Genomic DNA, 25,040 nt, shown 5'->3' with positions numbered 1-25,040 from the left:
GTACAGCCTTACTCTCCGGACGACAGCAGCCGGCCATATCTGCCGACGATCCTGAGGGCGGTCAGCCGGCCGCTCTGGAAGGCGCCGGTGTCGATGCCGAGCCGGCGCCCGTCAAGCGTCGGGACGTCCACGATCGTATGTCCGTGTACGACCCAGTGGTCGAGGCGATGCGCGGCCGCGAGGAAATCGGATCGGATGTTGAGCAGGTCGGCCTCGTCCTGAGCCTCGAGCGCGATGCCTGGCCGGATGCCGGCATGCACGAACACGAACTCGTCCGAGCAGACCATCACCGGCAGCGAGCGCAGGAAGCCGATATGGCCGGCAGGTATGGCCTCGCGAATGCGTTCGTCGACCTCTTCGCTCGAAGCGTAGAGATTGGCGAGATGGGCCGGGTCGACGCCGTAGGAATAGAGGGTCTCCCGCCCGCCGACCGCGAGCCATGGCTCGCGCGACAGATAGCCGTCGAGATAGTTGAGCATCGCCACCTCGTGGTTTCCGGCCAGGCAGACTCGCAGGAAGCCTTTTGGCGGCGGCGCCATGAGGTGTTCGATCACGCGCCGCGACTGCGGCCCTCGGTCGATATAGTCGCCAAGCGTGATGATGATCTTGCGGCCGCGGAACTTCGCCGCGTCGAGCTCAATCTTCTGCTCCAGCGCGCGCAGCTCGTCATAGCAGCCATGCACGTCGCCGATCGCGTAGACCACCGTGTCGCGCATATCCATCACCAGCCGTTCGCGCGGCAAGGGGCGGGGTCGTCTCGATCGCTGGAACAGGCTCACGGATTGCGGCTCGGTATTTAAACTAGGATCGCGCGGCGGAGCGCGGACCAAGCCTCGATATCAGCCGAATGCAAACAATTCCACACTGGGAGCTGCTGCGGAGTTAAGCATGTCTCCCGAAAGTGGGTCCGGTTTCGGGACAAAGACATGCTTTAAATCAAAAACTTAAAACGGGTCGCGTGAATCCTTTTCACGCGACCTGCTTTAGGCGGCTTTCAACCGGTAACGGAAGAGCGTGTGGTCGAGCAGCAGGCGGATGCGCGGCTCGGCCTCGGCCGCCACCAGCCAGCTTGCCGCGATCATGGCTGCGCCGACGATCGGGATCGAGATGAGGTAGGGCAGGCCCGCCCGGATCAGGGCGCCGAGCATTGCTGCGCCGACGACATCGTGGAGGAGATAGAGCGGATAGGTCATCAGCCCGATCCGGCGCCAGCCGCGCCAGGAAAGATCGAGCCTGAGCGACCAGGCCATCAGCGCAACCGCCGCGAGGAAGACGATGATCGGAGGCGCATAGGGCATCGCGGCTTCCACCTTGATGCTGTGCACGTCGACCGAACTGACGATCTGCAGCACGCCGCCGGTGAGGAAAAGGGCTGAAAAGCCGAGGCGTGGGATGGTCACCGCCTTGAAGCGCATCAGCCAGATGAGCACGCCGACGGCGAAGAAGGCGCCGTGATGGACCAACGTCAATTGCAGCCAGCGCGTTTCGGCAAGATCGGACCAGCCGAAGAGAAAATAGGCGCACCAGAACAGCGTGCTGGCGAGGCCGATGACGACGGCGACGGCCTCCATCAAATCGAAGCGGCCGAGCCGCAGCAGGGTCCAGACGATGGCGTAGAAGGCGATCTCGATGCCGAGTGTCCAGTAGACGCTGTCCACCCACGGCTCGAACGGCACGAACAACGCGGTGCGGGCAAGCCGCACCACCGCGTCGGTCGGCCAGGAAAGGCCGACCAGCAACAGCACAATCGCGGAGATCGGCGCGCAGACCCAGACCGCCGGCGCCAGCCGCCTGACGCGGGCCTCGAAGAATTTGAGCGGCGTCGAATTCTCCGCGCTGAAGGCGATGACGAAGCCGCTGATGACGAAGAACACCTGCACGCCGACCCAGCCGGAGCCGACAAATGCCATCTCGGGATGGGCCGCGATGCCGCCGGTGGCGCGTGCCGAGACGCCGTTGGGAAACGCCCATACCCAGAAGCCATAGTGATAGAACATCACCATGACGGCGGCCAGGAAACGCAATATGTCGACGCCGCCGAAAGTCGTCTTGTGCTGAGCCATGCCTTGCCTTGGGAATGGCCCCCCAGGCGAACTTTAGGGTCTGTTGCTGCATTGCACAACAGCCGATTGCAGTGCGGGAGGAATTGTGAATCCGCGCCCGCGCCAGCATCACCACCGAAGCGGAAGAAGCTGGGACAATTCCGGGAAAGTGAAAGGGCGCGTTACCGCGAGGTAAGCCAATCGCGGAGTGCCGTGGCGCTTGCTGAAAGTCTCCTTCCTTTGCGCGCGACCACATAGAAATCGCTGCCAGAAGTGAATTCCACCGGCAACGGACGAACAAGCTCGCCGCGCTCGACCAGGTCGCTCACAACGTGGTGCCAACCTAGTGCCACGCCTTCGCCGGCAATCGCCGCGTGCAGCACAAGAATGTAGTTGTTGTACATGAGCCTCGGCGAACTCTCATGAAGTCCAATATCAAAATTGTCCAAGAAATCGCGCCATGTAACCCCGTCGTGATGGCTTTCGTCCAGATGCAGAAGGGTTTGCCGGGCCAGGGCGTCGAGGCCGTCTATCGGCCCGCACCGGGCCAGGTAGGATGGGCTGCAGATCGGGTAGATCAACTCTTTTGCGAAGAGCGACATCTCATAACCAGGCCAGTCGCGCCTTCCCCCTGTTACGGCAATTGATAATCCGTCGGAGGGCAGGTCCAGTGTTCGGTCCGAACTGTATAGGCGCAATTCCATCTGGGCTTGGTGATCTCGAAGGGTGGCGAGGCGCGGCAGAAGCGAATAGGTCGCCACGGTGATCGAGGCATAAAGCTTCACGATGCTCGATGAATGGGCCGCGTGGATTTCGTCGACGGTCTGCTCGATGCGATCCAAGCCGGAAGCAATGCTCTGAAACAGTTTGGCGCCAGCTCCCGTGACGCGCAATTGCCGGTGCCCTCGATCGAACAGCGAGACCCCGAGGCCGGCTTCCAATTGTCGTATCGAATGGCTGACTGCGGCAGGCGTGACGTTCAACTCATCCGCGGCCTTGGCAAAACTCTCATGCCGCGCGGCCGCGTCGAACACGTAGAGCAGATTTCCCGAAGGGATGAGTCGGCGCAGATTTCGCATGAATACAATTTGCCAAAGGAATGAGAATTTTTGCAAGTCACATCGGCAAAACGGTGCAGTAGCCTTCCATCCACGTCAAACACACCTCATCTCAAAAGATGACAGCCCGGCAGGAGTGGACATGGAAAGCAGGCTGGAGGCAGCGCTGGAGGATGCGAGCAAGGCCCGTGCCGATCTGTACCGGGCGTTCTTCGTGGCAGTTGAGAAACGCTTGGGGCGCGAAAGCGCCGTCGCTGTCCTGAAGGAGGCTGTGCGCGACTGGGGCGAGGGGCTGGGCCATGGGCTGAATGGCTGCAGCATCGCTGACCTGCCAACCGCCTTTGCGTTGCAGCCGGACGGCGGCAAGCAATTCCAGCCACGTGTCGATCGCCTGGATGACGACGGATTCGATGTCCAGTTCGAAGCCTGCCCATTGAAGCAGCGGTGGATCGAGGCCGGCCTGTCGGACGGTGACGTCGAGATGTTCTGTGAAATCGCGGCCGAGGCCGACTACGGCACGCTGGAAGCCGCCGGCTTCAACGTGTCGATCGACCTTTGGAAATCCGGAGACACGGGCTGCTGCAATCTCAGGATCAGAAACGTCAAGTAACGCCACTTGAAACACATCGAAATTCGCGGAGGGGAACGAAATGCCCGATAGGTTTGGACGCGTTGCGGCTTCCTATCTCAGTGGAAATCTTTCGCGCAGGAGTTTTCTGCGCGAAGCCGCTGCGCTCGGCATCGGCTCGGCTGCGGCAAGCGCTATGGCGGGTTCCGCCTTCGCCTCTGCCCCACCCAAGGGAGGCCGTCTCAAGGCGGCATTGGTGGGCGGTGCTTCAACCGACACCCTCGATCCCGCGCTGTTCGCCAGCCAGGTGCCGCTGACTTTCGGTCGCTGCTGGGCCGAGCAACTTCTGGAAATGTCTCCGGACGGGAAGATCGAACCAAGGCTTGCCGAGGACTATGACCAGTCCGACAAGGCCAAGAGATGGGCATTCCGTATCCGCAAGGGCGTGACCTTTCACAACGGAAAGACGCTGACACCGAAGGATGTCGTCGAAACGTATGGTCGGCACTCCGACGCGAAGTCGAAGTCGGCCGCCCTGTCGCTGGTCAGCAGCTTCGAATCGATTGAGGCGGACGGCGACAATGTCGTCATCACGCTCAAGGAAGCGAACGTCGATCTACCCTATCTCCTGACCGACTTCCACTTGATGATTCAGCCCAACGGCGGTCGCGACGATCCAAATGCCGGCATCGGGACAGGACCTTATAAGGTTGCCGGAAATGAGCCGGGTATCCGCTACGTCGGCGAGCGTTACAAGGACTACTGGTCGCCGGACGCGAGGGGCCACGCGGATCAGGTCGAAATCCTCGTTGTCAATGACGCCAGCGCTCGCGTATCGGCGCTCCAATCGGGCCAAGTCGACATGATCAACGGGGTGGGCCCAAAGATCGTTCCCCTCCTTCAGCGGTCGAAAGGGATCGTGGTCCGGAACGTGTCGGGGCGTGGGCATTACTACATGGTGGCCCACTGCAACAGCGCGCCCTTCGATAACAACGATCTGCGCCTGGCGCTGAAATACGCCGTTGACCGCGAGGCGTTCGTCAAGACTATCCTCGGCGGTTACGGCATGGTCGGCAATGATACGCCCGTGAATGCGGCCTATCCGCTATTCTCGGGCGAGATCGAGCAACGCGTGTACGATCCCGACAAAGCAGCATTCCACTACAAAAAATCGGGGCACAACGATGCCATCACGCTTCGTACGTCGGACGTCGCGTTTCCTGGCGCCGTCGATGCGGCCCAACTTTATCAGCAGAGCGCCTCAAAGGCCGGAATCACAATAGACGTCAAGCGCGAACCCGGCGATGGCTACTGGTCGAACGTATGGAACAAGCAGCCCTTTTGCATGACCTTCATTTTTGGTCGACCGACGCAGGATCAGGTTTACTCGCTCTCCTATCTATCGACGGCGGAGTGGAACGACACGCACTTTTTCCGCGAAGATTTCGACCGCCTCATACTTGGCGCGCGAGGTGAAACCAACCCTTCGACACGAAAGGAAATGTATCACGACGCGACCATGATCCTGCGAGACAATGGCGGTGCCATCATTCCGATGTTCGGGGACTTCATCGACGCCACCAGCCAAAGGATTGGAGGGTGGATCGACAATCCGAACGGAGAACTTATGGGAGGCCAGGCGTTGATCAAATGCTGGATGGCTGGTTAATCGGCCTGTCGCGGGGAACGGAGTTCTTTCCGAGCCGGTCTACACCCCGATGCCGCGTCCCTTCAGCGTCGCCGTGATCTCGTCGAGGATCGCCGGATCGTCGATGGTCGCCGGCATGGTCCATTCCTCCTGGTCGGCGATCTTTTGCATCGTGCCGCGCAGGATCTTGCCAGAGCGCGTCTTCGGCAGCCGCTTGATCGTCACCACCGTCTTGAAGGCGGCGACCGGGCCGATCCGCTCGCGCACCAGCCCCACCACTTCGCTTTCGATGGCCCCGGTGTCGCGCGAAACGCCGGCATTGAGCACGACGAAGCCGAGTGGCACCTGGCCTTTCATCGCATCGGCGATGCCGATCACCGCGCATTCGGCAACGTCCGGGTGCGCGGCCAGCACCTCTTCCATGGCGCCCGTCGACAGCCGGTGCCCGGCGACGTTGATGATGTCGTCGGTGCGGGCCATGACATAGAGATAGCCGTCCTCGTCCATCATGCCGGCGTCGGCCGTCTTGTAGAAACCGGGGAATTCCTCGAGGTAAGCCTGCCGGAAGCGGGCGTCGGCATTCCAGAGCGTCGGCAGGCAGCCCGCCGGCAGTGGCAACTTGACCACGACATTGCCGAGCGTGCCGCGCGGCATCTCATGGCCGGCATCGTCGAGAATGCGAATGTCGTAGCCCGGCATCGGCACGCCGGGCGAGCCGTATTTCACCGGCAAAAGGCCTAAGCCCGCCGGGTTGATCGTCATCGGCGAGCCGGTCTCGGTTTGCCACCAGTGGTCGATCACCGGACGGTTGAGCTTCTGCTCCGCCCATTTGATGGTTTCCGGGTCGGCGCGCTCGCCCGCGAGGAACAGCGTGCGGAATTTCGACAGGTCGTATTTCTGCACGAACTCGCCCCTGGGGTCCTGCCCCTTGATGGCGCGGAAGGCGGTCGGCGCCGTGAACAGCGCCACCACGCCATGCTCCGAGATGACCCGCCAGTAGGTTCCGGCGTCGGGCGTGCCGATCGGCTTGCCTTCGAAGAGCACGCTGGTGCAACCGTGCAGCAGCGGCCCGTAGACGATGTAGGAATGGCCGACCACCCAGCCGACATCGGAAGCCGCCCAGAACACTTCGCCAGGCTTGACGCCGAACTCATTGTCCATCGTCCATTTCAAGGCGACCATATGACCGCCATTGTCGCGCACGATGCCCTTGGGCTGCCCGGTCGTGCCGGAGGTATAGATGATGTAGAGCGGATCAGTGGCGTGAACCGGCACGCAGTCGACATTGGCGCCCGCTGCCCGCTCGCGGGCAACCGCATCCGCATAATCGAAATCGTAATTGTCCTTCATCTCGCAGCGTAATTGCTCGCGCTGCAGGATCAAGCAGGCGACAGGCTTGTGCCTCGACATCTCGATCGCCTTGTCGAGCAGCGGCTTGTAGGCGACCACGCGGCCGGGCTCGAGGCCGCAGGATGCGGTGATGATCAGCTTCGGCTTGGCGTCGTCGATGCGGGTGGCGAGTTCGTGCGAGGCGAAGCCGCCGAACACCACCGAATGCACGGCGCCGATGCGGGAACAGGCGAGCATGGCAATGGCCGCCTCCGCCACCATCGGCATGTAGATGATGACGCGGTCGCCCTTGGTAATGCCGCGATGCCTCAGCACCGAGGCCAACGCGACCACCTCGCGTTTCAGCTCCGCATAGGTGAATTTGCGGACCGTGCCGGTGATCGCGCTGTCATGGATCAGCGCCAGCTGGTCGGCGCGCCCGCCGGCGACATGGCGGTCGATGGCGTTGAAGCAGGTGTTGCAGGTGGCGCCAAGGAACCAGTGGCCATAGACGCCGGCCGTCGGATCGAAGACGCTTTCGGCCGGCGAATACCAGTCGATCTCCTTGGCCGCCTCGGCCCAGAACCCTACGGGGTCGCGTTTCCAGCCCTCATAGATCTCGTGGTAGCGTGACGCCATCAAGCTTCCTCCCCAGGAACGGTTTGCCGTCTTGCAATAAACTAAGCCGCATCTTGCGGCCATGTCTTCCTGCATTTTGGTCGACGTCGCTGGCAAAGGTCATCTGGCGGCGCTTCCGCCTGAGCGCCGTACTGTCCGTCCGAGACAAGAAGTCGGGCTTTAGAGTGGCAATGCCGCCAGCATCAGCCCGACACCGCCGGCAATCAGAAGGGCGGCCGCAAATGCCTTCCGATGGCGCTCGAAAGCCGTCGGAGCCCGATCCCAATTGTAACGCATACTTGTCCACTCCCCAAAGCCCGGCGGACTCTTAGCTTACCATGCGGAAGGAAGGCAACACTCCGGCCGAATCCGCTTCGCCGGCTTGACAGCCAGCGATACTGCTTGTCATTTGCGGCTGTTGATTACTCCAAGGGGGATGCCTGTGAAGAAAACCTACGAAAAGCCTGTGCTGACCAAGCGCGAGAAGCTGTCGCATGTGGCGGCGGTTGCGGTTTCTCGCGGAGGCACTGACTAACCAGCATCCGATGTCACGGCAAAGGCCCGCTTCGGCGATCGGGGCAGGCCGTGCTGTGTGGCTTGGCGTGAAACCGAGCCGATCCTCATGGCCGGTATTGCCGGACAATGGACAGCGCGGCAGCGCCGCGCTAATTCCTCCGGCAGCTGATCTGGAGCGGGCGCATGGTCGAAATCGCCTCTGAAACGGTTCTCCGAATGGCGGACGACGCCTCCGTGCAGCATGTCGGCGACGGCGCCGTCGTGTTGCTGGCGCGCAGCGGCCAGCTCTATACCTGCAACGGCACCACCGAAGCGTTCCTCGACAAGGTCGACGGCGCCCGCAATCTCGATCAGATCGTCGATCTGCTGTCGAACGAATTCGAGGTCGACAAGGCGACGCTCGGCGAGGACATGACGGCGCTGGCCACCGAACTGGTGGCGGAAGGCATCCTCGCCGACCCGGGCGCGTGATGGCCGACGGACCGTTCCTGCGCGCCCTGTTCCGAGCCCATTTGTGGCTTAGCGCCCGGCTGATGCCGGTGCTGATCGGCCGGCGCGACTTCGAGACGGTGCTGAAATGGGCGCCGCTCAACGTGCCTACGCCCTATCAGGGCCTGACGTCGTCCTACATCGTCACCCGCGTCAACCGCACGGTCCGCCATCCGTGGCTGATGCGCGACCGCAGATGCCTGCGGGAAGGGCTGCTCGGCTTCCGCTTCCTGCGCATGGCCGGCTTCGACCCTGAACTGCGCTTCGGCGTCGATTCGAAATCGATGCATGCGCCGCGCCTGTCGGCGCATTGCTGGGTTTGCCTGGATGGCAAGCCGGTGGTCAGCGACAGCCTGCCCGGCATGGTTGAGATCTATCGCCACCATGCGGATGCGGCGAAGGCGCGCGCCGCTTGACCGGTGCGGCAACCACCTTCTGCTATGACCTCAACGGTCAGGTCATCAGCATATCGGCGGTGCGCGACGAGCTCTGGCCAAGCTTCGACCTGATGCTGGGCGCCTTGCGTGTCAGCGAACTCGTCCAACCCGGCTTTCGCATCAATATCCTCGAAACGCCGGCGCTGTCCGAAAAGCCCGGAGGGAAGCTCGCCTTCGATGGCGAGGTGCCGCTGGATGGCCATTGCCGGCTGATCGACGGCGGCGACATCGTCCATCTGATCTTCCCCGGCCTGCAGTTGGCCTCGGTCCATGCTGACGAAGGCTGGGCCGAAATCCGTGTGCATCCAGACAGCAAGGTCAAATGGACGCTGCTAATGATGGTGCTGGATGCCGCGCTCGATGCCGGCGGGCAGCACATGCTCCATACCGCTGGCCTGACGCTGCCTGACCGCGAAGCGCTCGTGCTGATCCACGCGCCGAGCGGCACCGGTAAGTCGACGACGTCAATGGCGTTGGCATCGCAAGGCTTTGGCCTTTGCTCGGACGATGTGATGATCCTCAGCACGACGCCAGGCGGCACCGCAGCCTGGGGCATGCCGCGCAAGGTGAAGATCCATCGCAACACCGCGACGATGCTGCCATTTCTCTCTCCCTGCCTTGGCGACACCTGGGACGCCGAGGGCGAGCAGGCGGTCTCGCTGGACCGTCTCGGCGAGATCATCCGCATCGAGGACGCTCGTTCCAGACCAGTCGCGGCGCTTCTGCATCTCGCGCGCTCGGCCGGCGGCCAGACCCGGCTCATGCCCATGGCGAGGACCGATGCGATGGTTGCGCTTGCCACCGACAACGTCAGGACCGGCATGACCGGCTTGCTGCCGATGCAGAAACGGCGCATGGCAACGATCGCGGCGCTGGTGAAGGCGGTCCCAACCTTTACCCTGGAGGTCGGCTCAAGCCCGGCGGATGCAGCGGCGCTGATCCGCGCCGCGGTGCTTGATCAGGCCTAGACAGATATCTTCAATCCCATCGAACGACTCCGCAGAGCGGGCTCTCAGGCGGGATAGGGCCTCGGCCGGGCCAACCTCTGAACCCAGCGGAAGGCATCGCGGCTGAGGCGCGAGCGCATCTTGTCCCGGGAATTGACCCTAAGCAGCATGTTGCCGGTGATCAGCCACTTGGCGAGCCGTATTGATAGATCGGGCTTGATGCGGCTGGCGAGCTCGACCGCGTGCGGTTCGTCGAACAGGCGCCCGGTCACGTTGAGAACGGTCGCCAGCTCGAGCTCGATGCCGGTCATGCGCGCGGCCTCGAGCAGCCGCGCTTCCGCCTCCGGCGACTGCAGCGCGCGCACGCCCTGCAGCACGTCGACACAGAGCTGCAGCCGGTGGAATTTGTGGCCGCCGGCGGCATGAACGATGGCGATGGTGAGCAGCGACGCCGGCGTATCGGTCTCGCCGCCGTCGATGACCTGCAGCTCACGAAAGCCGAGAGACAGCCGCCGCCGCATGCCGGTGTCGTGCACCAGATTGCCGTGCAGCTCGATCAGCAGGCTGGAATTGTCCTTCTCCAGCCATTTGAACTCCTGCAACTCGTGCGACTCGGCCTCGCCGCTGGCCAGCTCGAAGCCGCATTCCGCGATCACCTTGTTGGCCTCGCCGATGCTGGCGGGATCGACCAGTATGTCGATGTCGGTGAACGGCCGGTCGGCGGCATGACGATAGAGCTTGCGCGCGAAGACCGGACCCTTGACGATGCGGGCCGGGATGCCCTTCGCCGCCAACGCCTTCATGATGCGGTCGCCGTGATATTGCAGCAGCATCGATTGCCCGGTCGCGATCGTCGCCTGGTCGCGCAGCTCGGAGAGCCTCTGCCGCAAGGCGGCATCTTCCGGCAGGTTGGCGTCGCCGATTTCCCGAAGCTTGCGCAACATGATCGGCAGCACGCCGTGGAACTCGGCATTGGCAAGAAGCGCCATAAGGGGCTCGGCCGACAGCGGTCCGGTTACCTGAGCCTGGGGGTCGGCAAAGGATAGCAACAGCTTTTCATCGGCAGGCGAAAGGGATGGCAGCATGAACCCGGTCGAAGCGTGGGCACTAACAGACAATACTGCGAATATGTCTGCAGAAAAAGCATCGTGGAAAGCGGCGTAAGCCGGCGGAACCGGCCGCGAATTGACTTTGCGAGGGGCTTTCCTTCATTCTTGACCTGGATTCGGAGGGTGATGAAATGACCAGGAAGAAGTACGAGGCGCCTGTTCTGCGCAAGGCTGGGAAGCTTTCCAGCGTCGTGGCCGGTGCGCCGTCAAAGGCGATTTAACATTACGCGGCTTCGGTCTGGCTGAAGCCGCTACATTCCCCAGCGCAGCGCCGCTGTGTGCACCGGCGCGTCCCACAGCGCCGTCATTTCATCGTCGAGCATGGTCAGCGTGATCGAGCATCCAGCCATGTCGAGCGACGTCACATAAGAGCCGACCAGAGAGCGGGTTACCCTCACACCGCTCCTCTCGAAGATTTTGCGTGCGCTGTTGTACATCAAATAAAGCTCCATCGACGGCGTGCCGCCGAAGCCATTGACGAACAGCAGCGCCGGCCCCTTTGCACGTCCGCCAAGATCGCCGAGGATCGCCGCGCAGATCTCCTCGGCGATGCCGTCGGCGCTCCTCAGCGCATCGCGCCTCCGGCCGGGCTCGCCATGGATGCCGACGCCGAACTCCATCTCATTGTCGCCGATCTCGAAAGTCGGCCTGCCCGCCGCTGGCACCGTGCAGCTGGTCAGCGCCACGCCCATCGAGCGCGTCGCGCCGTTGACGCGATCGCCAAGCGCCTTGAGCTCAGGCAAGGTCATGCCTTGCTCGGCGGCGGCGCCGAGGATCTTTTCCACCACCAGCGTGCCGGCGACGCCGCGCCGTCCGGTCGTGTAGGACGAATTCTCGACCGCGACGTCGTCATTGGTCACCACCTGCAGCACGCCGTCGGACATTTCGGCGGCCATGTCGAAATTCATCACATCGCCTTCGTAGTTCTTGACGATGAACAGGCAGCCGGCGCCGGTGTCGACGGCCTGTACCGCCGCCAGCATCTGGTCCGGCGTCGGCGAGGTGAAGACCTGGCCGGGGCAGGCGGCGTCCAGCATGCCGTGGCCGACCAGCCCGCCATGCAATGGCTCGTGGCCGGAGCCGCCGCCCGAGATCAGCGCCACCTTGCCCGGCTTGAGCTCCTTGCGACGGATGAATTTGTGCTCGTCTCCCAGCACAAGAATGTCCGAATGCGCAGCGACGAAGCCGTCAAGGCTCTCGGTGAGCACTGTGTCTACCGAATTGAGAAATTTTTTCATGGCAGTCCTCCCGAACAGTCCTGCTTAGCCGCTGCCCTTGCCGGCGATGCTGGTGATCTTCTGGATGAATTCGTTGATCGCCCGGTCGAGCGCGGCGTTCTGCTTGTCATCGCCGAAATCCGGAACGATGAGCGAGACGTGGCGCGTCTTGCGCGGACCCGAAGCCGCCGGCAGCTTGCCGGGATGCGCCTGATGATAGGCGACCAGGAATTGGTCGCGCTCGGCCGGGCTGAAATGGCAGACCGAAAAGATCGACGGCAAATGCTTCGACGGAATCGGGATCGAATAGGCCGGACTTGAGATCTGCGTGACGAAGCTGCGATGCTTGCCGAGCGCATCGGCGAGGCGCTGGCGCATGCCCGATGGCCGCTGGTCGATGACCTGCGACAGGATCGTCTTGTAGGCGCGGATCGCGTCTTCCGAGCCGGCTTCTTGTATCTTGGCTGCCTTGGCCATGCTTATACCGAAACGTCCGCTATGGCCGCCTTGGCCATGGCGAGCTGCGCTGGCGCGACCGAAAGGTCGCGCAGGCCGGCCTCGAGCAGCGCCGGGATGGCGGCTGGATCGCCGCCGGCATCGCCGCAAAGGCTGACCGGAATCCCTTTCTCCCGTCCAAAGGCGGCGACCGAAGCGATCAATCGCAGGACGGGCGGGTGACGGACCGAATTGAGATGCCCGACGGCAGCGTTGTCACGAGCGGCCGCCATCACATATTGGGTCAGGTCGTTGGAGCCGATCGAGAAGAAGGCGACGTCGGCGAAGGCCTCCGGCGCGATTGCCGCGGACGGCACCTCGACCATGATGCCGAGCGGCGGCAGCTTGTGCGCAACACCGCGCGCGGCAAGCGCCGTCTGCTCTTCGGCGAACAGCACGGCGGCCTGGCTGTACTCTTCGGCGGTGGCGATCATCGGAAACATCACCTTCAGATTGCCGTGTACCGCGGCGCGCAGCAATGCCCGGATCTGCACCCGGAAAATGTCGCGCCGCGCCAGCGACAGCCTGATGCCGCGCAAGCCGAGGAAGGGATTGGTTTCTTCGACGGTGAATCCGGGCACCGGCTTGTCGCCGCCCGCGTCGACCGTGCGAATGGTAACCGGCTTGTCGCCCGCCCATTCCAGCACCTTGCGATAGGCTTGGTACTGCGTTTCCTCGTCCGGCAGTGACTTGCCGAACAGGAATTCCGTCCGCATCAGGCCGACACCGTCGCAGCTCGCAATGTCGATGCCGTCGACATCGGAAGGGTTAGCAATGTTCACCTGCACCCGCACGGGCGTGCCGGCCTTGGTCACCGCCGGCCGGGTCAGAAAAATCTGCGCCTTGCCCTGGCGCGCTGCGAAGGAGGAGGACGACTGCCGGAAGGCCTCGATCTCCACCGGCGAGGGCGAAAGCACGATGGCGCCATGCTCGGCGTCGAGCAGCGCGATTCCGGTGGGCTGATCCGCCAAGGCACCAAGCCCCACCACCATTGGCACGCCGCGCGAGCGCGCCAGCATGGCGACATGGCTGGCGGAACTGCCGCCTTTCAGCGCAATGCCGCCGCCTCTGCTCCAGTCGGTTTCGAGGAAGCGCGTCGGCGCGATGTCCGTGCCATGGAGGATGGCGCCTAGGGGTGCGGAGGCCTCATTGTCCTCGCTCAGCGCCCGCAGCACCTGGTCGCGAATGTCGCGCAAATCGGCGGCGCGCGCGCGGAAATAGTCCTGGTCGGACGACTCGTAGCCGGCGACTTCGGCGTCCAGCGTCTGCCGCCAGGCAAGATCGGCCGGCTCTCCGGACCCGATCGACACGAAGGCCGGACCGCTCAGCGCGTCGTCTTCCAGCATGGCGATGTGGAATTCGAGTATGCCGGCAGCGTCGGCGTCGGCGGTTTCGGCAAGCGACGTCAGCCGGCTCACCGCCTTGCCGATCGCCGCGGTCAGCGCTGCTTTTTCCTCGGCCGTGCTTGCCTTGCCTCTATAGACGGCCGGCGGCCGGTCGAGGTTGAACAGTGGGCCTTCGGCATAGCCAGCGGAGGCTGGAATACCTTCAATCCGCATGGCCCGCATTCCTTGCGGGTCCGGGGACATGCAGACCCGTCTCAAGCGGACCGGGCATGGTCCCTGTCCTCGTCGAAGTCGCGCCGCACCAGGTCGACCAGCGCGCCGACCGCTTGCTCGGCGCCGTCACCTCGCGCCCTTATGTGCAGCAACGTCCCCTTCGGCGCCTTGGCCGCCATCACCTTGACGATGCTCTTGGCGTCGAACCAGGGGCCGTTGGCGGCGACCGCCACTTCCACCTCGGCCGCGAACGTCTTGGCGAGCTTGGTGAACTTCACCGAAGGGCGCGCATGCAGGCCCACTTCGTGGGTGATCAGAACCGTGGCTTCGGCGGATGCGGACATGCAGTCGGTTCCCGTTCATTCACGACGGCGACAATTCATGCGCCGTCGCCACCACTTCCTTGAGCGAGGCGCCGCCGGAGGCTTCCGTCGCCGCCATCACCGCCCCTTCGACGATCGGCGCGTTGCAGACGATAATCTTGTGCGCGCGCGGCTCGCCGATCATCTCGACCGCCATCTCGCTGTTGGTCTCGGCGCCGCCAAGGTCGACCAGGATGGCGACACCCGCTTCCGACCAGGCCTTGTCGATCGCGCCCATGATCGCCTCGACGCTGGTGCCGAGCCCGCCGTGGCCGTTTCCGCCGCACCATGCGAGCGGCACCTCGTCGCCCACCATCTGGCGCACCATGTCGGCCGTGCCTTCGGCGACCAGCGGCGAATGCGATACGATGACGATGCCGACATTGCTCATCAAGAACCCTCGATCGCTTCAGCGACTGCGCGCACCAAGAGCGCGGTCGAGCGCGCCCCGGCGTCCATGTGCCCGATCGAGCGCTCTCCCAGGAAGGAGGCGCGCCCGCGCAGGGCCTTCATCGGCACGGTAGCGTCCGCTGCCTTGTCGGCGACGGCGGCAATCTCCGTGCCCGTCTTGCCTTGCGCCAGCGCCTCATACACCGGTTGCAGCACGTCGAGCATGGTTTTTTGTCCGGGCTGCGATTTGCCGCGCGCCGAAACCGCCTCGACCGCCTTGCCAAGAGCCGTGGTCAGTGCGGCGCGGTCGGGTGCCGACGGCAATTCCTTGCCGAGCGCCATGAACAGCGTCCCGAACAGCGGACCGGAGGCCCCGCCCACCGTCATCACCAGCTTGGTGCCAACCGCCTTCAGCGCGTCCGGCAGCGGTTTTGTGGCGATTGCCCCTGCTTCGGCGCGCACCGCCTCGAAACCGCGCTTCATGTTCAGCCCATGGTCGCCGTCGCCGATCGCCTGATCGAGCGCGGTCAGCTCATCGGCATGCGCCGCGATCGTATCCGCCGCCGCCGCGATCAGGTGTGAGAAATCGGATGCGGCCATTCTCTGTCCTTCAAGCCGGGGCGAACATGGCCGCCACGGCCGCGAACGCTTCCGCCACTGCAAAGGCGCCTGGATCCGCTATGTCAAGCTGCCGGCCGATATAGGCGGAGCGGCCGGCCTTCGCCTTCTGCATCGCGGCGGTAGACTCTGCACCATGCCGCGCGGCCTTGGCCGCTGCCTCCAGCCCGTTCGCATCGAGCGCCTTGAGCGCCGGCTCCAGCGCATCGACCATGGTGCGGTCGCCGACCTTGGCGCCACCGTAGAAGGTCATGCGGTCAAGCCCTGCCAGCAGCGCCTTGCTAAGAAGTGCGCCGCCGTTGAGCGACTGCGCCGCTGCCGTGAAGAAGATCGACAGCAGCACGCCGCTGGAACCGCCCATCGAGGTACCCAGCGTATCGCCGATCGCGGCGAGCGTTGCGGCCTTGTCGGCAAGCGGCAGTGTGTCGATGCGGTCGAGCACGCTGCGCGCGCCCGTCGCCACCGTCGAGCCGGTGTCGCCGTCGCCGGCCTTGGCGTCGAGGCCGTTCAATGCCTCTTCGAGCGAGATCAGCTTCTCGCAGACGGCGGTGATCAGCCGCTCGGTGCTGGCGTCGCGGCTGGCCGCTCCGGCGGCATTGCGGCTTGCCGGTTTGGCCGCTGCCACCACGACCGGTTGGCGAACCGGCTTCGCCGGCAGCCAGGCATGCGGGCCGACCGGCGCCTTGAGCGCCGCCTCGCGCTCCGCGTCCAGCTTGATCAGCGACAGCGAGAAACCGTTCATGTTGAGCGCGGTCATCAGATGCCCCGGACCCATCGTCATCGTCACTGCCTTGGCCAGCGGCGAGGATAGCACAGCGTTGGCAATGAGCGACATTTCAAGCGGCGGCACCGATCCGAGATTGTTGATCAGCAAGGCATAGCGGCTGCGCGGATCGAGCCGCGCGGCGAGGCGTTCGGCCATGATGGCCACCAGCTCGCCGGCGCTCTGCAGCGCGATGCGCTCGACGCCCGGTTCGCCATGGATGCCGAGGCCGAGCTCGCCATCGTCGGCGCCGAAGCGGTTCTCATGCGCCTGTCCAGGGATCGAGCAGGAGGAGAGCGAGATGCCGAGCGAAACGATGTCCTTCGCCGCCGCGCGCGCCGCTGCCGCGACCGACGACAGGTCATGCCCGGTCTCGGAGAGATGCCCGGCGATCTTGTGCACGAACAGCGTGCCGGCGACACCGCGCGGCTGGGCGATGTCGGGCAGCGCGATGTCGTCGGCGACGATCACCATCTCAACCGCAAAACCTTCGGCGCGCGCTTTTTCTGCGGCCAGCCCGAAATTGAGGCGGTCGCCGGTATAGTTCTTGACGATCAGCAGGCAGCCGGCGGGACCCGTCGTCGCGCGGATCGCCTGCGAAACCGCGTCGACGCTCGGCGAAGCGAAGATTTCGCCAGAGACGGCGGCCGTCAGCATGCCGGCGCCGACGAAGCCGGCATGCGAGGGCTCGTGCCCGGCGCCGCCACCGGACACGACGGCGACCTTCGTCTTGTCCCAGTCGGCGCGCAGCACGACCTTGACCTCGGGATGGCCGTCGAGCCGCGCCAGAGTGCCGGAGCCTGCGGTCGCGAGAAAGCCGTCCAGCGCTTCGGTGACGATCGTCTCTTTGCGGTTGAAAAAGTGCTTCATGGATTTCGTCCAGTCCGTATATGCGGTCGTCAATCGGAATGTGGCGTACGCAACAATGCGAGCCGGCTACATCAATCCCCACTACCTCAGTCTTTGCCCGTCCGAACCGAAATAAAGCGGCGAGCGGTAGCGGATCGTCACCTTGTCCCCCTTTTCGAGCGGCGTGTCGGGGTCCGTGAGTGTCACCAGCTTCTTTGCCCCGACCGTCACATGCAGATGGTTCTGGTCGCCGAGATGCTCGACCCAGTCGACGACGCCATCGGCATGGCCGTTCGCCGCCTTCTCGATCGCGAGATGCTCGGTGCGCGCGCCGATCGTCTTCGTGCCGGTCGGCGCGCCGCCGTCGGGTAGCAGCCCGGCCGGCAAAAGGTTGATCGCCGGCTGGCCGAGGCGGGCCGCGACATGAAGGTTTGCCGGCTCAGAATAGATGGCGCGCGGCGTGCCGATCTGCACCAGCACGCCATCGGCCAGGATGCCGATACGGTCGGCCATGGTCATCGCCTCGATCTGGTCGTGCGTGACATAGAGCATGGTGGCCCCGAGCTCGGATTGGATGCGCTTCAGCTCCAGCCTGAGATCGGCGCGCAGCTTGGCGTCGAGCGACGACAGCGGCTCGTCCATCAGGTAGATCGCGGGTTTCCGCACCAAAGCGCGGCCGATGGCGACACGTTGCATCTCGCCGCCCGACAGCCTGGTCGAGCGGTTGTTGAGCTTGTGGTCGATGCGCACCATCCGCGCCACCTCTTCGACGCGGCGGCGGATCGCTTCTTGCGGGAAGCGCCGTGCCGGCGAGCGCAGTGGGAAGGCGAGGTTGTCGAAGACTGAAAGATGCGGATAGAGCGAATATTGCTGGAAGACGAAGGCAGTGTCGCGCTCGGCCGGCGACAGCGCCGTCGCGTCATGGCCGCCGATGTGGATCGTGCCGCTGTCCGGCCGCTCCAGCCCGGCGATCAGCCTGAGCGTCGTCGTCTTGCCGGCGCCGGTCGGGCCGAGCAGCACGACGAACTCGCCGTCCTTGATCTGCAGGTCGAGATTGCTGACCGCGACGGTGTCGCCAAAGCTCTTGGTCACACCCTGCACGTGGACGTCAGCCATGGCGCGCCTCCTGATCATGCATGGCGGTCCTGACCGCGCGTCCAGTGCCCTTCTCGAACAGCGACAGCCGCGCGCTGCTCAATGCCAGCCCGACCTGTTCGCCAGGATTCAGGTGGATGCCGGCCGGCACGCGGGCCTTGATGATGCCGTCGGCCGTCTCGACCGCGACGATCTGCGTGGTGCCGAGATATTCGGTGCCGTAGATCGCGCCGCGCAGCTTCGAGGCGTCATCGAAGCGGATGTGCTCGGGCCGGATGCCCAGCGCCATATCGGCGGGCGCCACGTCCTCGCGCACTTCCGGCACCGCCACCTTGGCGCCCTGCACGACGATTTCCTTGGCGCCCCTGGCGAGCCCGCCGCCGAAGCGCAGGAAATTCATCGGCGGCGAGCCGATGAAATCGGCGACGAACATCGTCGCCGGCCGGTCGTAGATCTCGCGCGGTGTGCCGAACTGCTCGATCACGCCGTGGTTCATCACCGCGATCTTATCGGCCATCGACATGGCTTCCATCTGGTCATGCGTGACGTAGACGGTGGTGGCGTGGATACGGTTGTGCAGCTCGCGCAGCTCATGGACCATCAAATCGCGGAATTCGGTGTCGAGGGTTCCGAGCGGCTCGTCCATGAGGAAACATTTCGGCCGCCGCACGATGGCGCGGCCGAGCGCGACGCGCTGGCGGTCGCCGCCGGCGAGGCCGGAGACGGATTTGTCGAGCAGATGGTCGATGCGGAGCAGCTTCGCCGTCTCTTCGACCCGCGCGCGGATCTCCGCCGACGCCATGCCTTGCGCCAAGAGCGGGAAGCCGATGTTCCTGCGCACATTCATGTGCGGGTAGAGCGCGAAGAGCTGGAAGACGAAGGCGATGTCGCGCTCCCGCGCCCGGCGCATGGTGACGTCCTCGCCGCCGAGCAGGATCTTGCCGCCGGTCGGCAGCTCGAGGCCGGCTATCATCCTTAGCGTCGTTGTCTTGCCGCAGCCGGACGGCCCGAGCATGACGAAGAATTCGCCGTCCTCGACGACGAAATTGGAATCCTGCACGGCGACGAATTCGCCGAAGGCCTTCCTCAGGTTCTGAACGCGGATCTCGGCCATGGCTATTCCGGGAATTTCGAGACGATGATGAACATGGCCGTGCCGGCGAGCATGGTGACGAAGGAATAGCTGTAGAGCGACAGCGCGAAGGGCTGGAACAGCATCAGGAAGCCGATGGCGATGATCGCGGTGGCGATGTTTTCCATCAGGCCGCGCCTTGCCCAACGGGGCCAAGAGGAGCGCTTGGAGACAACAGTGCGGCTCATGCGTTCCTCCCGTCCTTCTCCCCATTTACGGGGAGAAATGGTTGCCAGGTGGTTCCCCCACTCCGTCGCTGCTTCGCAGCGCCACCTCTCCCCCCTCCGGAGGGAGAGGAAGGGAGCCTGGCTGAATGAAGTTCGCGCCCTTCCTCTCCCCCGTCGATCGGGGGAGAGGTGTCGAGCGAAGCTCGACGGAGTGGGGGTCGATCCGGCGCGGCGCGAGACCATGCATGCGCCGGCTTGCCATGCACGCTTTCGCCAAACGCTAAGCGTTCGCAAATGTATCGATACCGTCTAGTCATTTGCGCACCGCGCCGAAGGTGATGCCGCGCAAGAGCTGCTTGCGGAGCAGGATGGTGAAGACCAGGATCGGCACCAGGAAGATCGTCGTGCCGGCAGCCACCGCCGGCCAGTCCTGGCCGCCTTCGCCGATGATGGTCGGGATGAAGGGCGGCGCGGTCTGCGCCGTGCCTGACGTGAGCAGGGCGGCGAACGCGTATTCGTTCCAGGCGAAGATCAGGCAGAAGATGGCGGTCGCGGCAATGCCGGTCGTCGCCTGCGGCAGCACGGTGCGCCAGAAGGCCTGCAGCCGCGTATAGCCGTCGATCATCGCCGCTTCCTCGTATTCGCGCGGAATCTCGTCGATGAAGCCCTTGAGCAGCCACACCGCCAGCGAGACGTTGACCGCGGTGTAGAGCAGGATCATGCCGAGCGCGGTGTCGGAGAGGCCGAGCTCGCGGTACATAAGGTAGATCGGGATCGCCACCGCGATCGGCGGCATCATGCGCGTCGACAGGATGAAGAACAAAAGGTCGTCGGCCAAAGGCACCTTGAAGCGCGAGAAGCCATAGGCCGAAAGCGTGCCGAGGAACACCGCGCAGAAGGTCGAGCCGAAGGCGATGATCAGCGAGTTGACGAAGCGCGGCAGGAAGTTCGACGGCCCGGCGATCACCATGTTACGCTTGCGCACCGTCTCATCGCAGAAGCCGGTCGCCGGTCCGAGCGCGTTGATATATTCCGGCGTCTGCCTGGTGCGGGTGGTGAACAGGTTGCAATAGCCTTCGATGCTCGGCTGGAAGACGATCTTCGGCGGATAGGCGATCGAATCCGGCGGCGTCTTGAAGCTGGTGGCAAAGATCCACAACAGCGGCACGATCGAGATCAGCGCGTAGCCGACGACGAGCACGCCGGCGATCCGCTTCGAGTTCGTCGACGGTGCGACGACGGAATGGGCGGTGGTCAGGCTCATCTCTGCTTCACCTTGTTGAGCGCCTTGACGTAGATGTTGGCGAGGCCGAACACCGCGACGAACAGGATGATGGCGAAGGCCGAGGAATAGCCGGTGCGCCAGCTTTCGAAGGCTTGCCGCTTCAGCGTGATCGAGGCGACCTCTGTCGTCGAGCCCGGCCCGCCGCCGGTCAACAAATTGACCATGTCGAACATCTTGAAGTTCTCGATGCCGCGGAACAGCACCGCCAGCATGATGAAGGGCAGCGCCATCGGCAGTGTGATCGACCAGAACTGCCGCCAATTGGAGGCGCGGTCGACCTCGGCCGCCTCATAGATGTATTCGGGGATGGAGCGCAGGCCGGCGAGGCAGATCAGCATCACGTAAGGCGTCCACATCCAGGTGTCGACGATGATGATCGCCCACGGCGCCAGCTCGACATTGGACAGCATCTGCACATTCGTCGGCGGGATGCCTGTGAGGAAGGAGACCGCATAGGCGAACAGCCCGATCTGCGGCTCGTAGAGGAAGCGCCAGAAATTGCCGACCACCGCGGGCGACAGCATCATCGGCACCAGGATGATCGTCGTCCAGAAGGCGTGGCCGCGGAATTTGCGGTCGATCAGCCAGGCGAGCGTGAAGCCGATCACCGTCTGCAGCAGGATGGTCCAGAACACGAAATGCGCCGTCGTCTGCATGGCGATCCAGATGTCCTGGTCGCCCAGGATGCGTCGGTAGTTGGAGAGCCCCAGATTCTTCACCACCTCGTTGGGGCGATTGGCGCGGTAATTGGTGAAGGAGAGATAGATCGCCCAGAACAGCGGGAAGATGTTGATGGCCAAAAGCAACAGGATCGTCGGCGAGATGAACAGCCAGGCGAGGCCCTTGTCGCTGATGCCCCGGATCTTCCTGGCCAACGGCTCCGGCGTGGCCCGGGCAACGTTGTCCGCAGTCCGATCGAGCATGGTTAGTCCTGCATCGGTCACTGGTAAGTCTCGGCGATTGAATTTATCTGAACTGCGTCCCGTGCCAAGGGCGGCACGGGACGCGTCGGTCTGGCTCGGGAGGAGCCTACATCTGCCCCGACTACATCTTGCCGTCGTCCTGGAAGACCTGGGTCCAGTCCTTGACGAGGCCGTCGAGCGCGTCCTTGGCTGAACCCTGCCCGGCGACGACATAGTCATGGAAGCGCTTCTGCGAGGCCTGCAGCAGCGGCGCGTAGCTTGGCTCCGCCCAGAAGTCCTTCACGATGGCCATCGAGTCGAGGAAGGCCTGCGCGTAGGGCTGGCTGGACGGGAATTTCGGGTCCTTGACCACGGAATTCAGGCAGGAATAGCCGCCCAACGACCACCACTTGGCCTGCACGTCCTTGTTGGCGAACCACTTGATGTATTTCAGCGCCGATTCCTGCTTGTCGGAATAGGAGACTACCGAAATGCCCTGGCCGCCGAGCTGGGCGAACTGGTCGCCGTCGGGACCCTTCGGATTGACGAAATAGCCTATTCTGTCGCCGCCGACATTCTCGTCCTTCTGCAGGCCGGGCCAGGTGAAGGCGAAGTTCATATGCATCGCCACCTGTCCGGATTTGAAGGCGTCGACGCCTTCGCCCATGTAGCTGTTGGAGGCACCGGGCGGCGTGCAGCAGTCATAGAGCGCCTTGTAGAATTCCAGCCCTTTCACCGACTTCTCGGAATTGACGAAGCCTTCCATCTCGTAGGGCTTCTTCGGGTTCTCGTACTGGAAGCCATAGCTGTAGAGCACGTCCATGGCGCCCATGGTGATGCCTTCCGAGCCGCGCTCGGTGTAGATCGACGCGCCATAGACGGTCTTGCCGTCGATCTGCCGCTTCTGGAAGAACTCGGCGATCTGCTTCAGCTGGTCGAAGGTGGTCGGCGGGGCGAGGTCCCAGCCATACTTCTCCTTGAATTCCTTTTGCAGCTCCGGCCGCGAGAACCAGTCCTTGCGATAGGTCCAGCCGACGACGTCGCCCATCGCCGGCAGCGCCCAGTAGTTCGGCGTGTTCTTCGGCCATTCCGAATAGCCGACGACCGTCGCCGGCACGAAGTCGTCCATGCTGATCTTCTCCTTGTCGAAGAAGTCGTTCAGCTTGACGTAATGGCCGTTCTCGGCGGCGCCGCCGATCCACTGGCTGTCGCCGATGATCAGGTCGCAGAGCTTGCCGTGCGAGTTGAGCTCGTTGAGGAAGCGGTCGGCATAGTTGGTCCACGGCACGAACTCGAATTTCATGCCGATGCCGGTTTCCTTGGTGAAATCCTTGGACAGTTCCACGAGCGCGTTGGCCGGATCCCAGGCCGCCCAGCAAAGCGTCAGGTCTTCCGCATGCGCGACGTTCGAGACGGCTGTCGACGCGGTGATCGCCGAGGCCAGTCCCAACGCCAGTTTCCAGGTCGATTTCATGCCTTACCTCCCATTTTGCGAAACGCGTCCGGATGACGGTTTCAAAAGCCCCTCAACCCTCGCTCCTCCGAGGGCCTGAACAAGGCGCGCTATGCGTCGCCATGACGCGCGATGCGCCGCCGATGTTTAGTAATTTGTTTAGTGATGCTCTTTTTACTAAACAACGCAAGCGAATTCGTTGCTGCGCCGCAGCATGGCGAAACCGGTGCTTGAAATCATTGGGAAATAGCCGCCGGCCGATCCGGCCGGTCGTTCGTCAGCCGGCTTGCTGGGTGGTCTTGGTGCCCACCACCCGGCAGCCTGGCGCGCCGTTGCTTTGGCCGGTCCGGAATTCGTTCTACGTGCTCGGCGTCGACGCTTTGAACTCCTCACATGCACCGGGCTTCGACCGCGATAGATTGCGCGTCGTGCACGGCCGCTGATATGCGGACGCCATGAAGACAGGATTTCTACCGGAACTCCCGATCACCGCCGCGCTGCCGGCGCTCGGCGAGGCGCTTGGCCGTGGCAACGGCGCCGTGCTGGTGGCGCCGCCCGGCGCCGGCAAGACCACGCTGGTGCCTCTGGCGCTGCTCGACGCGCCATGGCTGGGCGCGGGCCGGATCGTGCTGCTCGAGCCGCGCCGGCTCGCCGCCCGCGCCGCCGCCCGCCGCATGGCCGAGCTGCTCGGCGAGGAGCCGGGCGGCACCGTCGGCTACGCCATGCGCATGGAAAACCGCACCTCGGCGCGGACAAAAATCCTTGTCGTCACCGAAGGCGTTTTGTCCCGCATGATCCTCGACGATCCGGAACTGCCCGGTGTTTCGGCCGTGATCTTCGACGAATTCCATGAGCGTTCGCTCGACGGCGATTTCGGCCTCGCGCTGGCGCTCGACGTGCAAGGCGCGCTCAGGCCCGACCTGCGCCTGCTGGTCATGTCGGCGACGCTCGACGGCGCGCGCGTTGCGAAATTGTTGTCCGGCGCGCCGGTGATCGAAAGCGAAGGCCGCGCCTATCCGGTCGACATCCGCCATGACGAGCGGCCAGCCGGCGTGGCAGTCGAGGACGCCATGGCCAAGGCGATCCGCTCGGCTTTAGCTACCGAGCAGGGCAGCGTGCTCGCTTTCCTGCCTGGCCAGCGCGAGATCGAGCGCACGGCCGAACGGCTTGTGGGCAATGTCGGCGCCGATACCGACGTTGTCCCGCTCTACGGTCAGCTCGACAACAGGACACAGGACGCCGCGATCAAGCCGGCGCCCTCCGGCCGTCGCAAGGTGGTGCTGGCGACGTCGATCGCGGAAACCTCGATCACCATCGACGGCGTGCGCGTCGTCATCGATTCCGGCCTGTCGCGGCTGCCGCGCTACGAGCCGGCGAGCGGCCTGACCCGGCTGGAGACAGTGCGCGTCAGCAAGGCCTCCGCCGACCAGCGCGCCGGCCGCGCCGGGCGCACGCAACCCGGCGTCGCGGTCCGGCTGTGGCGCGCCGAGCAGACGGCAGCGCTTCCCGCTTTCACGCCGCCGGAAATCCTCGAGGCCGACCTTTCCGGCCTGCTGCTCGACTGCGCCGCTTTCGGCGTCGCCGATCCGACGAGCCTGGCCTTCCTCGATCCGCCGCCGGCGCCCGCGCTCAACGAGGCGCGGGTGCTGCTCAAGGCGCTGCACGCCATCGATGATGCCGGCCGTCTGACCGAGGCGGGTGCTGCGATGCGCAAGCTGGCGCTGCCGGTGCGGCTCGCGCATATGGTGGCGGAGGCGGCGAAGACCGGGCAAGCGCTCGAAGCGGCGACGCTTGCCGTGCTGCTCACCGAGCGCGGGCTGGGCGGCGACAGCGCCGACCTCGAGCGGCGGCTGATGCGTTTTCGTGGGGAAAGATCGCCGCGCGCCAATGCCGCCCGGCAGCTAGCCGAGCGCCTCGCCTCACCCTCCCCCTTGAGGGGAGGGTCGATCCGCAAAGCGGATCGGGGAGGGGGCGCGTCGGGCACGCCAACGT

At 64.2% G+C, this 25,040-nt stretch carries 24 protein-coding genes; 6 read left to right on the top strand and 18 right to left on the bottom strand.

The window, feature by feature from the left end:
• Window positions 1-8: 8 nt before the first annotated feature.
• The 3 genes from AC4FWB_RS27355 to AC4FWB_RS27345 form a co-directional block, all read right to left on the bottom strand.
• A complete protein-coding gene (locus tag AC4FWB_RS27355) occupies window positions 9-722 on the bottom strand; it encodes a metallophosphoesterase family protein (protein WP_491029398.1) in 714 nt (237 codons plus the stop codon).
• A gap of 261 nt (window positions 723-983) precedes the next feature.
• Complete coding sequence (locus AC4FWB_RS27350; RefSeq protein WP_491029347.1) at window positions 984-2,063, bottom strand: acyltransferase family protein; 1,080 nt, start codon at window positions 2,061-2,063, stop codon at window positions 984-986.
• Window positions 2,064-2,224: 161 nt separating this feature from the next.
• On the bottom strand, window positions 2,225-3,121 hold the full coding sequence (locus tag AC4FWB_RS27345) for a LysR substrate-binding domain-containing protein (protein ID WP_491029346.1): 897 nt from the start codon (window positions 3,119-3,121) through the stop codon (window positions 2,225-2,227).
• Between the two features lie 121 nt (window positions 3,122-3,242).
• Here AC4FWB_RS27345 and AC4FWB_RS27340 point away from each other — a divergent pair, with 121 nt between their 5' ends.
• Together AC4FWB_RS27340 and AC4FWB_RS27335 are read left to right on the top strand one after the other, a co-directional pair.
• On the top strand, window positions 3,243-3,710 hold the full coding sequence (locus tag AC4FWB_RS27340) for an L-2-amino-thiazoline-4-carboxylic acid hydrolase (protein WP_491029397.1): 468 nt from the start codon (window positions 3,243-3,245) through the stop codon (window positions 3,708-3,710).
• A 40-nt stretch (window positions 3,711-3,750) separates the two neighbouring features.
• On the top strand, window positions 3,751-5,337 hold the full coding sequence (locus AC4FWB_RS27335; protein ID WP_491029345.1) for an ABC transporter substrate-binding protein: 1,587 nt from the start codon (window positions 3,751-3,753) through the stop codon (window positions 5,335-5,337).
• Window positions 5,338-5,376: 39 nt separating this feature from the next.
• On the opposite strand, the gene AC4FWB_RS27330 is transcribed toward AC4FWB_RS27335, so the two are convergent.
• A complete protein-coding gene (locus AC4FWB_RS27330; RefSeq protein WP_491029344.1) occupies window positions 5,377-7,284 on the bottom strand; it encodes a propionyl-CoA synthetase in 1,908 nt (635 codons plus the stop codon).
• 678 nt (window positions 7,285-7,962) lie between these two features.
• Here AC4FWB_RS27330 and AC4FWB_RS27325 point away from each other — a divergent pair.
• Genes AC4FWB_RS27325 through AC4FWB_RS27315 form a run of 3 tightly spaced genes read left to right on the top strand, consistent with a single transcriptional unit; the run spans window position 7,963 to window position 9,673 of the window.
• Window positions 7,963-8,250 carry a PqqD family protein gene (locus AC4FWB_RS27325; RefSeq protein ID WP_491029343.1) on the top strand — a complete coding sequence of 96 codons (288 nt, stop codon included), beginning with the start codon at window positions 7,963-7,965 and terminating at the stop codon, window positions 8,248-8,250.
• Window positions 8,250-8,684, top strand: a complete 435-nt coding sequence (locus AC4FWB_RS27320) for a lasso peptide biosynthesis B2 protein (protein ID WP_491029342.1) — start codon at window positions 8,250-8,252, stop codon at window positions 8,682-8,684. The genes AC4FWB_RS27325 and AC4FWB_RS27320 overlap by 1 nt, the downstream gene beginning before the upstream one ends.
• Window positions 8,681-9,673, top strand: coding sequence for a serine kinase (locus AC4FWB_RS27315; RefSeq protein ID WP_491029341.1), 993 nt, complete (start codon window positions 8,681-8,683; stop codon window positions 9,671-9,673). The genes AC4FWB_RS27320 and AC4FWB_RS27315 overlap by 4 nt, the downstream gene beginning before the upstream one ends.
• Before the next feature lie 44 nt (window positions 9,674-9,717).
• On the opposite strand, the gene AC4FWB_RS27310 is transcribed toward AC4FWB_RS27315, so the two are convergent.
• The 14 genes from AC4FWB_RS27310 to AC4FWB_RS27245 form a co-directional block, all read right to left on the bottom strand.
• Complete coding sequence (locus tag AC4FWB_RS27310; protein WP_491029340.1) at window positions 9,718-10,737, bottom strand: nucleotidyltransferase family protein; 1,020 nt, start codon at window positions 10,735-10,737, stop codon at window positions 9,718-9,720.
• Between the two features lie 275 nt (window positions 10,738-11,012).
• Window positions 11,013-11,999, bottom strand: coding sequence for a dihydroxyacetone kinase subunit DhaK (dhaK, locus tag AC4FWB_RS27305; protein WP_491029339.1), 987 nt, complete (start codon window positions 11,997-11,999; stop codon window positions 11,013-11,015).
• Between the two features lie 24 nt (window positions 12,000-12,023).
• A complete protein-coding gene (locus AC4FWB_RS27300; protein WP_491029338.1) occupies window positions 12,024-12,455 on the bottom strand; it encodes a hypothetical protein in 432 nt (143 codons plus the stop codon).
• A 2-nt stretch (window positions 12,456-12,457) separates the two neighbouring features.
• Window positions 12,458-14,032: a phosphoenolpyruvate--protein phosphotransferase gene (gene ptsP / locus AC4FWB_RS27295; protein ID WP_491029337.1), complete on the bottom strand. Its 1,575-nt coding sequence runs from the start codon at window positions 14,030-14,032 to the stop codon at window positions 12,458-12,460.
• A 41-nt stretch (window positions 14,033-14,073) separates the two neighbouring features.
• The gene (locus AC4FWB_RS27290) at window positions 14,074-14,376 is read right to left on the bottom strand and encodes an HPr family phosphocarrier protein (protein WP_491029336.1); all 303 of its coding nucleotides are present in this window, start codon (window positions 14,374-14,376) and stop codon (window positions 14,074-14,076) included.
• A gap of 19 nt (window positions 14,377-14,395) precedes the next feature.
• Window positions 14,396-14,785 (bottom strand): dihydroxyacetone kinase phosphoryl donor subunit DhaM, encoded by a 390-nt coding sequence (gene dhaM, locus AC4FWB_RS27285; protein WP_149905703.1) that lies wholly within the window; start codon window positions 14,783-14,785, stop codon window positions 14,396-14,398.
• Window positions 14,785-15,384, bottom strand: coding sequence for a dihydroxyacetone kinase subunit DhaL (dhaL, locus tag AC4FWB_RS27280; RefSeq protein ID WP_491029335.1), 600 nt, complete (start codon window positions 15,382-15,384; stop codon window positions 14,785-14,787). Before dhaL ends, dhaM begins: the two co-directional genes overlap by 1 nt.
• 10 nt (window positions 15,385-15,394) lie before the next feature.
• Window positions 15,395-17,035: a dihydroxyacetone kinase subunit DhaK gene (locus AC4FWB_RS27275; RefSeq protein ID WP_491029334.1), complete on the bottom strand. Its 1,641-nt coding sequence runs from the start codon at window positions 17,033-17,035 to the stop codon at window positions 15,395-15,397.
• Between the two features lie 81 nt (window positions 17,036-17,116).
• Window positions 17,117-18,130 (bottom strand): ABC transporter ATP-binding protein, encoded by a 1,014-nt coding sequence (locus tag AC4FWB_RS27270; RefSeq protein WP_491029333.1) that lies wholly within the window; start codon window positions 18,128-18,130, stop codon window positions 17,117-17,119.
• Window positions 18,123-19,223: an ABC transporter ATP-binding protein gene (locus AC4FWB_RS27265; RefSeq protein WP_491029332.1), complete on the bottom strand. Its 1,101-nt coding sequence runs from the start codon at window positions 19,221-19,223 to the stop codon at window positions 18,123-18,125. Before AC4FWB_RS27265 ends, AC4FWB_RS27270 begins: the two co-directional genes overlap by 8 nt.
• A 2-nt stretch (window positions 19,224-19,225) precedes the next feature.
• The gene (locus AC4FWB_RS27260; RefSeq protein ID WP_491029331.1) at window positions 19,226-19,429 is read right to left on the bottom strand and encodes a hypothetical protein; all 204 of its coding nucleotides are present in this window, start codon (window positions 19,427-19,429) and stop codon (window positions 19,226-19,228) included.
• Between the two features lie 292 nt (window positions 19,430-19,721).
• Window positions 19,722-20,672, bottom strand: coding sequence for a carbohydrate ABC transporter permease (locus tag AC4FWB_RS27255; protein WP_067324280.1), 951 nt, complete (start codon window positions 20,670-20,672; stop codon window positions 19,722-19,724).
• The gene (locus AC4FWB_RS27250; protein ID WP_491029330.1) at window positions 20,669-21,616 is read right to left on the bottom strand and encodes a carbohydrate ABC transporter permease; all 948 of its coding nucleotides are present in this window, start codon (window positions 21,614-21,616) and stop codon (window positions 20,669-20,671) included. Before AC4FWB_RS27250 ends, AC4FWB_RS27255 begins: the two co-directional genes overlap by 4 nt.
• Window positions 21,617-21,737: 121 nt before the next feature.
• Window positions 21,738-23,069 (bottom strand): ABC transporter substrate-binding protein, encoded by a 1,332-nt coding sequence (locus AC4FWB_RS27245; RefSeq protein ID WP_491029329.1) that lies wholly within the window; start codon window positions 23,067-23,069, stop codon window positions 21,738-21,740.
• Between the two features lie 434 nt (window positions 23,070-23,503).
• Here AC4FWB_RS27245 and hrpB point away from each other — a divergent pair.
• On the top strand, window positions 23,504-25,040 hold a 1,537-nt coding region (gene hrpB, locus AC4FWB_RS27240; RefSeq protein ID WP_491029328.1), incomplete at its 3' end, for an ATP-dependent helicase HrpB.

The sequence above is a fragment of the Mesorhizobium sp. LEGMi-168a genome (genome assembly GCF_058312955.1).
Note: the sequence above shows the minus strand (reverse complement) of the source record. Positions and strands in the feature narration are given on the sequence as shown.

What these genes read in the sequence shown, in the direction of transcription:
- AC4FWB_RS27320 (WP_491029342.1), top strand. Translation starts at nt 8,250, where the DNA reads ATGGCCGACGGACCGTTCCTGCGCGCCCTGTTCCGAGCCCATTTGTGG.
- AC4FWB_RS27270 (WP_491029333.1), bottom strand. Translation starts at nt 18,130, where the DNA reads ATGGCTGACGTCCACGTGCAGGGTGTGACCAAGAGCTTTGGCGACACC.
- AC4FWB_RS27265 (WP_491029332.1), bottom strand. Translation starts at nt 19,223, where the DNA reads ATGGCCGAGATCCGCGTTCAGAACCTGAGGAAGGCCTTCGGCGAATTC.
- AC4FWB_RS27330 (WP_491029344.1), bottom strand. Translation starts at nt 7,284, where the DNA reads ATGGCGTCACGCTACCACGAGATCTATGAGGGCTGGAAACGCGACCCC.
- AC4FWB_RS27245 (WP_491029329.1), bottom strand. Translation starts at nt 23,069, where the DNA reads ATGAAATCGACCTGGAAACTGGCGTTGGGACTGGCCTCGGCGATCACC.
- AC4FWB_RS27300 (WP_491029338.1), bottom strand. Translation starts at nt 12,455, where the DNA reads ATGGCCAAGGCAGCCAAGATACAAGAAGCCGGCTCGGAAGACGCGATC.
- dhaL (WP_491029335.1), bottom strand. Translation starts at nt 15,384, where the DNA reads ATGGCCGCATCCGATTTCTCACACCTGATCGCGGCGGCGGCGGATACG.
- AC4FWB_RS27275 (WP_491029334.1), bottom strand. Translation starts at nt 17,035, where the DNA reads ATGAAGCACTTTTTCAACCGCAAAGAGACGATCGTCACCGAAGCGCTG.
- AC4FWB_RS27355 (WP_491029398.1), bottom strand. Translation starts at nt 722, where the DNA reads ATGGATATGCGCGACACGGTGGTCTACGCGATCGGCGACGTGCATGGC.
- AC4FWB_RS27345 (WP_491029346.1), bottom strand. Translation starts at nt 3,121, where the DNA reads ATGCGAAATCTGCGCCGACTCATCCCTTCGGGAAATCTGCTCTACGTG.
- AC4FWB_RS27260 (WP_491029331.1), bottom strand. Translation starts at nt 19,429, where the DNA reads ATGAGCCGCACTGTTGTCTCCAAGCGCTCCTCTTGGCCCCGTTGGGCA.
- dhaK (WP_491029339.1), bottom strand. Translation starts at nt 11,999, where the DNA reads ATGAAAAAATTTCTCAATTCGGTAGACACAGTGCTCACCGAGAGCCTT.
- AC4FWB_RS27350 (WP_491029347.1), bottom strand. Translation starts at nt 2,063, where the DNA reads ATGGCTCAGCACAAGACGACTTTCGGCGGCGTCGACATATTGCGTTTC.
- AC4FWB_RS27325 (WP_491029343.1), top strand. Translation starts at nt 7,963, where the DNA reads ATGGTCGAAATCGCCTCTGAAACGGTTCTCCGAATGGCGGACGACGCC.
- AC4FWB_RS27310 (WP_491029340.1), bottom strand. Translation starts at nt 10,737, where the DNA reads ATGCTGCCATCCCTTTCGCCTGCCGATGAAAAGCTGTTGCTATCCTTT.
- dhaM (WP_149905703.1), bottom strand. Translation starts at nt 14,785, where the DNA reads ATGAGCAATGTCGGCATCGTCATCGTATCGCATTCGCCGCTGGTCGCC.
- AC4FWB_RS27290 (WP_491029336.1), bottom strand. Translation starts at nt 14,376, where the DNA reads ATGTCCGCATCCGCCGAAGCCACGGTTCTGATCACCCACGAAGTGGGC.
- AC4FWB_RS27340 (WP_491029397.1), top strand. Translation starts at nt 3,243, where the DNA reads ATGGAAAGCAGGCTGGAGGCAGCGCTGGAGGATGCGAGCAAGGCCCGT.
- AC4FWB_RS27255 (WP_067324280.1), bottom strand. Translation starts at nt 20,672, where the DNA reads ATGAGCCTGACCACCGCCCATTCCGTCGTCGCACCGTCGACGAACTCG.
- ptsP (WP_491029337.1), bottom strand. Translation starts at nt 14,032, where the DNA reads ATGCGGATTGAAGGTATTCCAGCCTCCGCTGGCTATGCCGAAGGCCCA.
- AC4FWB_RS27335 (WP_491029345.1), top strand. Translation starts at nt 3,751, where the DNA reads ATGCCCGATAGGTTTGGACGCGTTGCGGCTTCCTATCTCAGTGGAAAT.
- AC4FWB_RS27250 (WP_491029330.1), bottom strand. Translation starts at nt 21,616, where the DNA reads ATGCTCGATCGGACTGCGGACAACGTTGCCCGGGCCACGCCGGAGCCG.